Source organism: Streptomyces sp. SX-6, from assembly GCF_059089585.1.
In genome coordinates, this window is sequence record NZ_JBTHHU010000049.1 from 1 (window position 1) to 13,533 (window position 13,533).

The window sequence follows — 13,533 nt, forward strand, 5'->3', positions numbered from 1 at the left end:
AGATGAGGACTCCCACCACCTTAGAGTGGGTAAGGCTCCCAGTAGACGACTGGGTTGATAGGCCAGGTGTGGAAGACCGGTAACGGTTGGAGCTGACTGGTACTAATAGGCCGAGGGCTTGTCCTCAGTTGCTCGCGTCCACTGTGTTTGTTCTGAAGTAACGAACTCGCCTTTGCTGGCTGGAGTTCAACTTTATAGTGTTTCGGTGGTCATTGCGTTAGGGAAACGCCCGGTTACATTCCGAACCCGGAAGCTAAGCCTTTCAGCGCCGATGGTACTGCATGGGGGACCGTGTGGGAGAGTAGGACGCCGCCGAACAATTTTTCAAATGAGCTCTGGTGTCTGAACGTTGGTTCAGACACCAGAGCTTTTTTGTTTCCGTAATGCAGTGCGGAGCGTCATGTCGAGTTAACGTTCCGCGTCCACCATCCGCTGGTATGGGGACAGCGGAGATGCTGATGGCGGCGGGAGTGCGGGGCGGCAGCGAGGTCATTGTGCCCTCGTACGCAACGGCCGGGGCTGCCGAGGCAGTTCGGAGCGTGGGGGCGGTGCCCGTGTTCGCGGACATCGATGCGGACAGCTTCTGCCTGGAGCCCGCGGCTGTGGCGCAAGCGGTGACACCGCGTACCGCCGCTGTTGTCCCCGTCAGCCCCTTCGGGCAGCCGATTGAACTGACGTCCCTTCAAGTTCGGGCGTACAACGGCATGTTGTTGCCAGTTGTCGAACATGTCGAGCGTGCGGTCCCGGACGCGGAAGTCCGGCGGCAGCGGCGGCTGAATGCCGTGTATCTCGGCGCCCGTCTGACCGGAGTCATAACACCGCGCGTGGCGAGCGGGATTGAGCACAGCTACCACTGCTACGTGGTCCGGGTTCCCGGCAATGGCCGGCCCGACCGGGACGCCTTCGCGCGTGCCCTGCATGCGCGCGGAGTGCGGTGCCACGTGCCCGTACTGACGCCCGTACACCGAACTCCCGCGTACAGGCGGGAATTGTGGCTCCCCGAGACCGAGCGGGCCGCCGACGACTGCCTCGCTCTTCCCGCGGGAGAGGGTGTGACGCGGCGTGAGCTGCAGCGTCTGGTGTCGGTGTGCAACGGGCTCGGCGGGCTCTTGCCCATGGCCGCATAGGTGGTTGGTCAAAAGCACGTGCGAAAGTCGGGTATGCTTTATCTCGTTGCTGGCCCCAATAGCTCAGTCGGCAGAGCGTCTCCATGGTAAGGAGAAGGTCAACGGTTCGATTCCGTTTTGGGGCTCAGAGTAAGGAAGGCCCTCGCCATTCGGCGGGGGCCTTCCTTGTATGTACGGGGAGTTGGGGCGGTCAGGCCTTCGGGGGCTCGGGCACGCGCATGGCGAGGATCGCCATGTCGTCCGAGGCGGGCTCGGCGGCGAACCGTTCGACTGCTCGCAGCACCCGGGCCGCGACCGCGCCGGCGGTGAGGCCGGTGCAGGTGGTGAGGACCTCGGCCAGGCCGTCGTCCCCGAGCATGCGGGTGCCCTCGCGGCGTTCCGTGACCCCGTCCGTGACGCACAGCAGGACATCGCCGGGGTCGAGGGTGACCGTCTGCTCGTACAGCTCCAGGTCCTCCATGACGCCCAGCAGGGGCTGGGGCTCGGCGGCCGCTTCGACGGTGCCGTCCTGGCGCAGCCGCAGGGGCAGCGGGTGGCCCGCGCAGACGACCTTCAGCCGGGCACTGCCGTCCTCCTGGGGCCACAACTCCCCGTAGAGCAGCGTCAGGAAGCGGCTGCGGGCGCCCTCGTCGAGGATGGCGGCGTTGAGCCGCTCGAGGACCGCGGGGCCGCCGAAGCCCTCGCGGGCGAGGAGACGCAGCGCGTGCCGGGCGAGGCCGGTGACGGCGGCGGCCTCCGGGCCCGTACCGCAGACGTCGCCGATGGCGAAGCCGTACGCGCCGTCGCGGATCGGGAAGAGGTCGTAGAAGTCACCGCCGACTTCGTTGCCCTCGCCGGCGGCGCGGTAGATGACCTCGACCTCCACTCCCGGGATGTCCGGCATGCCGGGCGGGAGCAGGCTGCGCTGGAGGCTCTGGCTGATGGCCGTGCGCTCGCTGTAGAGGCGGGCGTTGTCGAGCGCGAGGGCGGCACGGCGGGAGAGGTCCTCCGCGAGTTCGAGGATCTCCTGGCGGAAGTGGTCGTCGGTGGGCTTGCCGAGGGTGAGCATGCCGATGACGCGGTTACGGGCCACGAGCGGCAGGACGACGGTCTCGCCGCCGACGGCCGACGCCGTGGCGAGCGAGATGCCCGGGGCGGGGGAGTGGTGCGTGATGTCCGCGAGGCTCAGGCTGCGCAGTGCGGCGCGGAGCCCCTTCGCGTGGGCGGCATCGGAGGGGGCGGTCCAGATGCGGGCGCCGGGCGTGGGGACCGGGTCGGGCGGTGCGACCTTGGCCAGCAGGGCCTTGAGCCCGTCGATGAGGTCCTCGTCCTCGTGGAGGACGTAGGAGAGCTCGGGCTCCGAGGCCTGGTCGGCAATGGTGTAGACGGCGCACCAGGTGGCGAGCGTGGGGACGGTCATCTGGGCCATGAGCGCCAGCGTCTGGTCGCGGTCGAGGGTGCCGGCCAGCAGGTCGGAGGCCTCGACGAGGAAGGAGAGAGAGCCGCGGCGGAGCCGCTCGAGCTCGCCGAGGCGGGCGGACTCGACGGCGAGGGCGATGCGGTCGGCGGCGAACTGCAGCCGCAGTGCCTCCTCGTTGCCGTACCGGTGGGGGGATTCGGCGGCGACGCCGAGCGAACCGGTGAGCCGGCCCTCGACCTTGAGCGGCACCGTCACGACGGAGCGCATGCCGGTGTCGATGAGAAGGGGCACGGCGCCGGGGACGGCGCTGAGGTCGTCGTGGACGGCGGGCATCCGGGCGGAGCCGTAGCGCCCCGTACCGGCCTCGACGGGGACGCGGGCGAAGCGCTGGCGGGCGGAGGGCAGCCCGGTGGAGGCGCGTACCTCGAGCTCGGTCTCGTCGTCCGTGGCGAGGAGCAGATAGGCGGCGTCGCCGTCGAGCATGTCGCGGGCGCGCTCGACGGTGCGCTGGAGGAGGCCGTCGAGGTCGTCGGGGGCGGGGGAGCCGATGAAGACCTCGAAGGGGTCGGTCGCCGTGCCGCGGTCGGCGGCGGAGTCGGTGGCCGGGGAGCGCTGGGGGCTCTGCAGGACGGCACGTTCCTCGTCGCGCACCAGCAGACAGACGGTGGAGGGGGCGCCCTCGTTGTCACGGACGCGCAGGTGGGAGCCGTAGACGGGGATGACGCGCCCGTCGGCGCCCCTTATGCCGTACGAGCCCTCCCAGCGCGACAGGCGCAGGGCCTCGGCGATGCCGGTGGAGGTGCCCGGGGTGTGCGGCCAGGCGGCGAAGTCGGCGAGGGACTTGCCGGTGACCTGGTCCGCGCTGTGGCCGAAGAGGTGCTCGGCGTCGTCGTTCCAGGCGCTGATGCCGCCTGTCCGGTCGATCTGGACGACCGCGACGCGTACGCGGGCGTCGGCGGCCGGCAGGGCCTCGGTGGGGAGCGCGGGGCCCGCGGAGCGGGTGCCGGCGGGACGGTCGTCGAGGTCGAGGCGGAACCACACCTTTTTGTGGGTGGAGGTGTACTCGACGCCCCAGTGCGCGGCCAGCGCGGTGCACAGCAGCAGGCCGCGCCCGCCCTCGCGGTCGATCCCGCCGAACTGGCGGGCGGGACTCTGCAACGGGAGCTCGCGCTCGGGGTAGCGGTCGCAGACCTCCACGCGCACGCCCGCGTCCGTACGGACGCACAGGACGTCGGCCGCGGTGCCGGCGTGGACGACGGCGTTGGTGACGAGCTCGCTGGTCAGGACGACGGCGTCGTCGATGATGTCGGGGAAGCCCCAGCCCTGGAGCGTGTCCCGGACGAACGCACGGGCGGAAGCGACCGAGCGTCCGACCGGTTCGAAGGTGGCGGCTGCCCGCGCGGTGATCACAGCACTCCCCATTGGCCTCTCATCGCTCCCCCGAGTCCTGTGCCCGATTCCCATGACGGCATTCGTCCGCCAGGCTAAACCGTCGGCCCGGGCAGTGGGGAACGGAGCAGGGGAATGCGGGAGTGAATGCGGTGGTCCTGCGACCCGTCGTGCTTTCTTTCGGTATATGCGAGGGGGAACCGGGAGAGGAGCCCGCACAGTCACGCCGGGTGTGGGGATGCTGTCGCACAAGCCGGATCCGGACAGCTCCCGAACGCGAGCCCGGAGGTCTGGTTAGGCTCTGACGGGCAGCGACTCCGGCGCACCCGGGTGAAACACTGGGAAAGCTGGAAGCGAAAACCCTACGAGGATCGGCGACCCCGCGGGAGGGACACGGTGGAGTCTGGCGCAGCGGCGCGAAGTGGCAGCACGCGCGCGAAGGGCGGACGGCCCCGGCCCAATGGAACGACGGAGGTGGACACGGCGGCCCTGCACCGTCTGCTGGCGGCGCTGGAGGCCATGCGCGACGGTAACTTCCGCAAGCGCCTGACCGTGTCCGGTGACGGAGTACTGGCCGAGATCGGGGCGGTCTTCAACGAGGTCGCGGACCGTAACCTCCAGCTCACGGGTGAGCTGGCGCGGGTACGGCGCGTGGTCGGCCGGGAGGGCAAGCTCACCGAGCGGCTGGAGGTCGGTGCCTGCGAGGGCGCCTGGGCGGCGGCGATCGACGCGTCGAACGCCCTGGTGGACGACCTGGTGCGGCCCGTCTCCGAGGTGGGCCGGGTGCTGTCGGCGGTCGCGGAGGGCGATCTCGAGCAGCGGATGGACCTGCGGGCGCAGGCGCCGGACGGTTCGGCGCACCCGCTGCGCGGCGAGTTCCTCAAGGTCGGGCGTACGGTCAACGGCCTCGTGGACCAGCTGTCGGCGTTCACCGACGAGGTGACGCGGGTCGCGAGCGAGGTGGGCACCGAGGGCAAGCTCGGCGGGCAGGCCCGGGTGCGCGGTATGTCGGGTTCGTGGAAGGACCTCACGGACTCCGTCAACACGATGGCATCGCGACTGACCGCTCAGGTGCGTGACATCGCTCTGGTGACGACGGCGGTGGCGAAGGGCGATCTCTCCCGGAAGGTCACGGTTCATGTGGCCGGGGAGATGCTCGAGCTGAAGAACACCGTCAACACGATGGTCGACCAGCTGTCCTCCTTCGCCTCCGAGGTCACCCGGGTCGCCCGCGAGGTGGGCACCGAGGGCGAGCTCGGCGGGCAGGCGCAGGTGCCGGGCGTGGCGGGGGTCTGGAAGGACCTCACCGACTCGGTCAACCTGATGGCCGGGAACCTCACGGCCCAGGTGCGCGGGATCGCCCAGGTCACGACGGCGGTCGCCAACGGCGACCTGTCGCAGAAGGTCACCGTCAGCGCGCGGGGCGAGATCGCGCAGCTGGCCGAGACGATCAACCAGATGACCGAGACGCTGCGCACGTTCGCCGACGAGGTGACGCGGGTCGCGAGCGAGATCGGTGCCGAGGGGCTGCTGGGCGGTCAGGCGCAGGTGCCGGGTGCGGCGGGGACGTGGAAGGACCTCACGGATTCGGTGAACACGGCCTTCCGCAATCTCACCGGGCAGGTGCGTGACATTGCCCAGGTGACGACGGCGGTGGCCAATGGTGATCTGGGGCAGAAGGTCACCGTCGATGTCTCCGGCGAGATGCTGGAGTTGAAGAACACCGTCAATTCCATGGTGGACCAGCTCCAGTCCTTCAGCGGCGAAGTGACGCGTGTGGCGCGCGAGATCGGTGTTGAAGGCGAGCTCGGTGGTCAGGCGCAGGTGGCCGGTGCGGCGGGGACGTGGAAGGACCTCACGGATTCCGTGAACACCGCCTTCCGCAATCTCACCGGCCAGGTCCGCAATATCGCCCAGGTGACGACGGCGGTGGCCAACGGTGATCTGGGGCAGAAGGTCACCGTCGAAGTGTCCGGCGAAATGCTGCAGTTGAAGAACACCGTCAACACGATGGTCGACCAGCTTTCCGCCTTCGCCGAGCAGGTCACGCGGATGGCCCGGGACGTGGGCACGGAGGGCCGTCTGGGCGGTCAGGCGCGCGTCCCCGGTGTCAGCGGCACCTGGAAGGAGTTGACCGACTCGGTCAACTTCATGGCCGGCAACCTCACTTCGCAGGTGCGGCAGATCGCCCAGGTGACGACGGCGGTGGCGCGGGGTGATCTGTCGCAGAAGATCGATGTGGACGCCCGGGGCGAGATCCTGGAGCTGAAGAACACCATCAACACGATGGTGGATCAGCTCTCCTCCTTCGCCGAGCAAGTGACGCGGGTGGCCCGTGAGGTGGGCACCGACGGCCGTCTCGGCGGTCAGGCGCAGGTGCCCGGAGTGGCGGGCGTCTGGCGCGACCTGACCGACTCGGTGAACGGGATGGCGGGCAACCTCACCACCCAGGTCCGCAACATCGCCCAGGTCGCGACGGCGGTGGCGCGGGGTGATCTGTCGCAGAAGATCGATGTGGACGCCCGGGGCGAGATTCTCGAGCTGAAGAACACCCTCAACACGATGGTGGATCAGCTCTCCTCCTTCGCCGAGCAGGTCACGCGGGTGGCGCGCGAGGTCGGCACCGAGGGCATCCTGGGCGGCCAGGCGGAGGTCCAGGGCGTCTCGGGCACCTGGAAGGACCTCACCCAGTCCGTCAACTTCATGGCGAACAACCTGACATCGCAGGTGCGCAACATCGCCGAGGTCACGACGGCGGTCGCCAAGGGCGACCTGTCGAAGAAGATCACCGTCGACGCGAAGGGCGAGATCCTCGAGCTCGTCACCACGGTGAACACCATGGTCGACCAGCTGTCGGACTTCGCCGAGCAGGTCACGCGGGTGGCCCGTGAGGTCGGTACGGAAGGCCGGCTGGGCGGCCAGGCGCGGGTGCGCGATGTCACCGGCATCTGGAAGGACCTCAGCGACAACGTCAACCTGATGGCCAACAACCTGACCAGTCAGGTCCGTAACATCTCGCAGGTCGCGGGAGCGGTCGCCAACGGCGACCTCACCAAGAAGGTCACCGTCGAGGCGCGCGGCGAGGTCGCGCAGCTGGCCGACACCGTCAACACCATGGTGACGACGCTGTCGTCGTTCGCCGACGAGGTCACCCGCGTCGCGCGCGAAGTGGGTACGGAGGGCCGCCTGGGCGGTCAGGCGCGCGTCCCCGGCGTGAGCGGCACCTGGAAGGACCTCACCGAGTCGGTGAACTCGATGGCGTCCAACCTCACCGGTCAGGTCCGCAACATCGCGATGGTGACGACCGCCATCGCCCAGGGCGACCTCACCAAGAAGATCGACATCGACGCCCGCGGCGAGATCCTCCAGCTGAAGACGACCATCAACACGATGGTCGACCAGCTGTCGGACTTCGCCGAGCAGGTCACGCGCGTCGCCCGTGAGGTGGGCACCGACGGCCAACTCGGCGGCCAGGCGCGGGTGCGCGACGTCGACGGCACCTGGCGCGACCTGACCGAGTCCGTCAACGAGATGGCCGGCAACCTCACCCGTCAGGTGCGCGCCATCGCCGAGGTGGCCACCGCGGTGACCCGCGGCGACCTCAACCTCCGCGTCGACGTGGACGCGGCCGGCGAGATCCTGGAACTCCAGGACAACATCAACACGATGATCGCCAACCTGCGCGAGACCACGCTCGCCAACAAGGAGCAGGACTGGCTCAAGGGCAACCTCGCCCGCATCTCCGGCCTGATGCAGGGCCGCCGGGACCTCGAGGACGTCGCCGGGCTGATCATGAGCGAGCTGACCCCGGTGGTCTCCGCGCAGCACGGCGCGTTCTACTGCGCGATGCCGGCGGGCGGTCTGGAGGCCGACGGCGGCCAGGACGCGTACGAGCTGCGCATGTTCGGCTCGTACGGCTGCTCCCTGGACTCGATGCCCACGTCCTTCAGGCCGGGCGAGACGCTCATCGGGCAGTCCGCGAAGGAGAAGCGCACGATCCTGGTGGAGGATGTGCCGCCGGGCTACCTCAAGATCGCCTCCGGGCTGGGGGAGGCACCGCCGGCCCATCTCATCGTGCTGCCGGTGCTGTTCGAGGGGCAGGTCCTCGGCGTCATCGAGCTGGCGTCGTTCCAGCGCTTCGCGCAGATCCAGCGGGACTTCCTCAGCCAGATCGCCGAGATGATCGGTACGAGCGTCAACACGATCAGCGTCAACACCAAGACCGAGGTGCTGCTCAAGCAGTCGCAGGAGCTGACCGAGCAGCTGCGCGAGCGGTCGGCGGAGCTCGAGAACCGGCAGCGGGCGCTGGAGATGTCCAACGCCGAGCTCGAGGAGAAGTCCGAGCGGCTGGCCCGGCAGAACCGCGACATCGAGGTCAAGAACACCGAGATCGAGGACGCCCGGCAGGTGCTCGAGGAACGGGCCGAGCAGCTCGCCGTCTCGATGCGCTACAAGTCCGAGTTCCTCGCCAACATGTCGCACGAGCTGCGCACCCCGCTCAACTCGCTGCTGATCCTGGCGAAGTTGCTGGCCGACAACGCGGACGGCAACCTCTCCCCGAAGCAGGTGGAGTTCGCCGAGACGATCCACGGCGCGGGCTCCGACCTGCTCCAGCTGATCAACGACATCCTGGACCTGTCGAAGGTCGAGGCGGGCAAGATGGACGTGAGCCCGACCCGCATCGCACTGGTCCAGCTCGTCGACTATGTGGAGGCCACCTTCCGGCCGCTGACCGCGGAGAAGGGACTCGACTTCTCCGTACGGGTCTCGCCGGAACTGCCGGCCACGCTCCACACCGACGAGCAGCGGCTCCTCCAGGTGCTGCGCAACCTGCTGTCCAACGCGGTGAAGTTCACCGACACGGGCGCGGTCGAACTGGTCATCAGGCCGGCCGGTACGGACGTACCGGACTCCATCCGCGAGCAGTTGCTGGAGGCCGGTGCGCTGCGCGAGGCGGACGGGGAGCTGATCGCCTTCTCCGTCACGGACACCGGCATCGGCATCGCGGCGAGCAAGATGCGGGTGATCTTCGAGGCGTTCAAGCAGGCCGACGGGACCACCAGCCGCAAGTACGGCGGCACGGGCCTCGGGCTGTCCATCAGCCGGGAGATCGCGCGGCTGCTCGGCGGCGAGATCCACGCGGCGAGCGAACCGGGCCGGGGCTCCACCTTCACGCTCTATCTGCCGCTCAACGCCGGTGAGTTGCTCACCGAGGGCTACCCGCAGCTCACGTCCGGCGGCCAGATGATCGACGAGGAGGGCATGCCGGTGGCACCGGGGACGGGCGCGGTGGACGAACCGGGCGTCGGCCCGGACACGTTCGCGAGCGGTGCGGCGGGGCTCTTCCTGCGCCGCCGCCGGGCCGCGCAGGCGGCCGGCCGGGCCGCGTCCGGTGCCGGGCAGGCCGCGAAGGCCCCGCAGCCGCAGGCCCCGGCTCCGCACGAGCAGTGGCCGCCGGCCATGGGCGGTGCGGAGGAGGGGACACCGGTGTCCGGCGGCGGGCGCGGTTTCCACGGCGAGAAGGTGCTGATCGTCGACGACGACATCCGCAATGTGTTCGCCCTCACCAGCGTGCTGGAGCAGCACGGACTGTCGGTGCTGTACGCGGAGAACGGCCGGGAGGGAATCGAGGTCCTGGAACAGCACGACGACGTCGTGGTGGTCCTGATGGACATCATGATGCCGGAGATGGACGGCTACGCCACGACGGCCGCGATCCGCAGGATGCCCCAGTTCGCGGGTCTGCCGATCATCGCGCTCACCGCGAAGGCGATGAAGGGCGACCGGGAGAAGAGCATCGAGGCCGGAGCGTCCGACTATGTCACCAAGCCCGTCGATACCGATCAGCTGCTGACGGTGATGGAGCAGTGGATGCGCGCAGAGTGACAGGCGGCCGTCCCGGCTTCGACTGCTCGTTGACAGAGTGTGGCCGAGGACATGTGGGACTGCGGCATTCCGGGAACTTTCACGTCTCCCGGCACGTTTCCGCTAAGTGCGCAGTGACATCGTGGTGACAGGGTGTGGTGACGGCCGGGGTACGGCTACCATGACCGGCACAAGGACGGGCGGCGCAAGGGAGCTGTCCCCTGGGGTGGCGCCCGGAGCTTCCCCAAGCTCTTCGAGCAGGGGAAGCTCCACGCCGGGGCGAGGAGGACGGGCCATGGTGCAGAAGGCCAAGATCCTCCTGGTCGATGACCGGCCGGAAAATCTGCTCGCGCTGGAGGCCATCCTCTCGGCGCTCGATCAGACACTGGTGCGGGCATCGTCAGGGGAGGAAGCGCTCAAGGCGCTGCTGACGGACGACTTCGCGGTGATCCTGCTGGACGTCCAGATGCCTGGGATGGACGGCTTCGAGACCGCGGCGCACATCAAGCGGCGGGAGAGGACGCGGGACATCCCCATCATCTTCCTCACCGCCATCAACCATGGCCCGCATCACACCTTCCGCGGTTACGCCGCGGGTGCGGTGGACTACATCTCCAAGCCCTTCGACCCGTGGGTGCTGCGGGCCAAGGTCTCGGTCTTCGTCGAGCTGTACATGAAGAACTGCCAGCTGCGCGAGCAGGCCGCCCTGCTGCGGCTGCAGCTGGAGAACGGCAGCCAGTCCAGCCGCAGCGTGGCCGAACCGCCCGAGTCCGCGGGTCTGCTCGCCGAGCTCTCGGCGCGGCTGGCGGCCGTCGAGGAGCAGGCGGAGGCGCTGTCCAAGCAGTTGGACGACTCCGCGGACGCGGCGGCCGTCGCCACCGCCGCTCACCTGGAGCGCAAGCTCAACGGCCTGCGGCGCGCGCTGGACGCGCTCGAGCCGGGCGCGGGGAGCAGTGTGCCGCCGGTGCCGTCCCAGACCTGACTGGGCTCGGTGTGCGGCTGCTTGACGCCGCGTCACCGTTCCTGTCGTCGGATCGCGACACGAATGGGTGAACACCGAGGCGCAGGTGTCCCACGCGCCGGACGACGGTAACCTCGGCACCATGGCTTCACGTACGTCCGGCAAGGGTTCCCAGAGCACGGCGGGCAACTCCAGGCAGCGCGCCGGACGCGCGGGGGGTGGCGCCGCGAAGAAACCGGTGGCGAAGAAGGCGGCGGCCAAGCCCGCGGCCAGGAAGGCGCCCGCCCGGAAGCCCGCCGCCAAGGCGGGCGCCGCCCGCGGCGCGGCGCGGGGCGTCGGCTCGATGTTCCGCGGTGTGGGCCGTGGCGCCAAGCGCCTCGACCCCGCGCACCGCAAGGACGGGCTCGCCCTCCTGCTGCTCGGCCTGGCCCTGGTCATCGCCGCCGGCACCTGGTCCAACCTCGACGGCCCGGTGGGCAACCTGGTGAAGATGCTCGTCACCGGGGCGTTCGGCCGGCTCGACCTGGTCGTGCCGATACTGCTCGGTTTCATGGCGATCCGGCTCTTCCGCCACCCCGAGCGGCCGGAGGCCAACGGGCGCATCGTGATCGGCCTGTCCGCACTGGTCCTCGGCGTGCTCGGCCAGGTGCACGTGGCCTGCGGAGCACCCGGCCGTGGCGACGGTTCCCAGGCGATGCAGGACTCCGGCGGCCTGATCGGCTGGGCCGCGTCGAAGCCCTTGATCTACACGGTCGGTGAGGTTCTCGCCGTACCGCTGCTCCTTCTGCTCACCGTCTTCGGGCTGTTGGTGGTCACGGCCACCCCGGTCAACGCCATCCCGCGGCGGCTGCGGCAGCTCGGGATACGGCTCGGGGTCATAGAGCCGATGCCCGGGGAGTACGACGACGACACGGACGGGCACAGCGCCGAGTGGCGTGACGCACCGGCTCGCAAGCCGCGGCGTACGGCCGCTGACAGGGCATCGGATCCGGAGCGGGCCGAGGAGGACGCGCTCGACAGGCGCCGCCGCCCGCGCCGCGCGGACCGTGAACCGGACGCCGTGGACGTGGCGGCGGCCGCCGCGGCCTCGCTCGACGGCGCGGTGCTGCACGGCGTGCAGCCGTCCCCGCTCGTCGCCGGGCTCAGCAGCGGCATCGCGCCGGAGGACGAACGTACGGTCCCCGTCCCGCAGCCCGAGGAGCCCTCCGCCCCCGTCCTCGACCTCACCAAGCCCGCGCCCGAACCGGCCCAGGGCCTGCCCTCGCGGGCCGAACAGCTCCAGCTCGCGGGCGACATCACCTATGCGCTGCCCACGCTCGACCTGCTCGAGCGCGGCGGCCCCGGCAAGGCCCGGAGCGCCGCGAACGACGCCATAGTGGCCGCGCTGACGAACGTCTTCGCGGAGTTCAAGGTCGATGCCAAGGTCACCGGCTTCACCCGGGGCCCGACGGTCACGCGCTACGAGATCGAGCTCGGCCCCGCGGTCAAGGTCGAGCGGATCACCGCGCTCGCCAAGAACATCGCCTACGCCGTCGCCAGCCCGGACGTACGGATCATCAGCCCGATCCCCGGCAAGTCCGCGGTGGGCATCGAGATCCCCAACAGCGACCGGGAGATGGTCAACCTCGGCGACGTGCTGAGGCTCGCGGAGGCCGCCGGCGACGAGCATCCGATGCTGGTGGCGCTGGGCAAGGACGTCGAGGGCGGCTATGTGATGGCCAACCTGGCGAAGATGCCGCACATCCTGGTCGCCGGTGCCACCGGCTCCGGCAAGTCGTCCTGCATCAACTGCCTGATCACCTCGGTGATGGTGCGTGCCACCCCCGAGGACGTACGGATGGTGCTCGTCGACCCCAAGCGCGTCGAGCTGACCGCGTACGAGGGCATCCCGCACCTGATCACGCCGATCATCACCAACCCCAAGCGGGCGGCGGAGGCCCTCCAGTGGGTCGTGCGCGAGATGGACCTGCGCTACGACGACCTCGCGGCCTACGGCTTCCGGCACATCGACGACTTCAACGCCGCCGTGCGCGCGGGCAAGGTGACCCCGCCGGACGGCAGCGGCCGGGAGCTCGCGCCGTACCCGTACCTGCTCGTCATCGTCGACGAGCTGGCGGACCTGATGATGGTGGCGCCGCGCGACGTCGAGGACTCGATCGTCCGCATCACCCAGCTCGCGCGGGCGGCCGGCATCCACCTCGTGCTCGCCACCCAGCGGCCCTCGGTCGATGTCGTCACCGGTCTCATCAAGGCGAACGTGCCGTCCCGGCTCGCCTTCGCGACCTCCTCGCTGGCCGACAGCCGGGTCATCCTGGACCAGCCGGGTGCCGAGAAGCTGATGGGCAAGGGCGACGGCCTCTTCCTGCCGATGGGGGCGAGCAACCCGGTCCGTATGCAGGGAGCCTTCGTCACGGAGGCCGAGGTCGCGTCCGTCGTCCAGCACTGCAAGGACCAGATGACGCCGGTCTTCCGGGAAGACGTCACGGTCGGGACGGCGAAGAAGAAGGAGATCGACGAGGACATCGGGGACGACCTCGATCTGTTGTGCCAGGCGGCCGAACTGGTCGTCTCCACCCAGTTCGGTTCGACTTCGATGCTCCAGCGCAAACTGCGTGTGGGCTTCGCGAAAGCGGGCAGGCTCATGGACCTGATGGAGTCGCGCAATATCGTGGGCCCGAGCGAGGGTTCCAAGGCCCGGGACGTGCTCGTCAAACCCGACGAACTGGACGGGGTCCTCGCGCTGATCCGCGGTGACGGCGGTTCCTGACACCGGTTCCGTTTCCCTGGGCCAC

5 protein-coding genes, 1 tRNA gene and 1 rRNA gene are annotated in these 13,533 nt (G+C 69.5%); 6 read left to right on the plus strand and 1 reads right to left on the minus strand.

The genetic code is table 11. The annotated features are described in order from the left end of the window. Window positions 1–201: 201 nt before the first annotated feature. The 3 genes from rrf to ACV530_RS34340 all read left to right on the plus strand — a co-directional run bounded on the left by rrf (window position 202) and on the right by ACV530_RS34340 (window position 1,252). Window positions 202–318 (plus strand): 5S ribosomal RNA (rrf, locus tag ACV530_RS34330). Between the two features lie 119 nt (window positions 319–437). Continuing rightward, entirely contained in the window at window positions 438–1,127 is a 690-nt protein-coding gene (locus tag ACV530_RS34335; RefSeq protein WP_494336627.1) for a DegT/DnrJ/EryC1/StrS family aminotransferase, read from the plus strand. Between the two features lie 52 nt (window positions 1,128–1,179). Beyond that, window positions 1,180–1,252, plus strand: a tRNA-Thr gene (locus ACV530_RS34340). 65 nt (window positions 1,253–1,317) lie between these two features. On the opposite strand, the gene ACV530_RS34345 is transcribed toward ACV530_RS34340, so the two are convergent. After that, window positions 1,318–3,948, minus strand: coding sequence for a SpoIIE family protein phosphatase (locus ACV530_RS34345; RefSeq protein ID WP_494336628.1), 2,631 nt, complete (start codon window positions 3,946–3,948; stop codon window positions 1,318–1,320). A gap of 363 nt (window positions 3,949–4,311) precedes the next feature. On the opposite strand from ACV530_RS34345, the gene ACV530_RS34350 reads away from it, so the two are divergent. The 3 genes from ACV530_RS34350 (at window position 4,312) to ACV530_RS34360 (ending at window position 13,508) form a co-directional block, all read left to right on the plus strand. After that, window positions 4,312–9,801, plus strand: a complete 5,490-nt coding sequence (locus ACV530_RS34350) for a hybrid sensor histidine kinase/response regulator (RefSeq protein ID WP_494336629.1) — start codon at window positions 4,312–4,314, stop codon at window positions 9,799–9,801. A gap of 274 nt (window positions 9,802–10,075) precedes the next feature. After that, window positions 10,076–10,762 carry a response regulator gene (locus tag ACV530_RS34355; protein WP_494336630.1) on the plus strand — a complete coding sequence of 229 codons (687 nt, stop codon included), beginning with the start codon at window positions 10,076–10,078 and terminating at the stop codon, window positions 10,760–10,762. Between the two features lie 121 nt (window positions 10,763–10,883). After that, a complete protein-coding gene (locus tag ACV530_RS34360; protein ID WP_494336631.1) occupies window positions 10,884–13,508 on the plus strand; it encodes a DNA translocase FtsK in 2,625 nt (874 codons plus the stop codon). Window positions 13,509–13,533 lie beyond the last annotated feature (25 nt).

Bases quoted from the DNA above. Each gene is read 5' to 3' on its own strand.
- ACV530_RS34335 (WP_494336627.1), top strand. From the start codon at position 438: ATGGGGACAGCGGAGATGCTGATGGCGGCGGGAGTGCGGGGCGGCAGC.
- ACV530_RS34345 (WP_494336628.1), bottom strand. From the start codon at position 3,948: ATGGGGAGTGCTGTGATCACCGCGCGGGCAGCCGCCACCTTCGAACCG.
- ACV530_RS34355 (WP_494336630.1), top strand. From the start codon at position 10,076: ATGGTGCAGAAGGCCAAGATCCTCCTGGTCGATGACCGGCCGGAAAAT.
- ACV530_RS34360 (WP_494336631.1), top strand. From the start codon at position 10,884: ATGGCTTCACGTACGTCCGGCAAGGGTTCCCAGAGCACGGCGGGCAAC.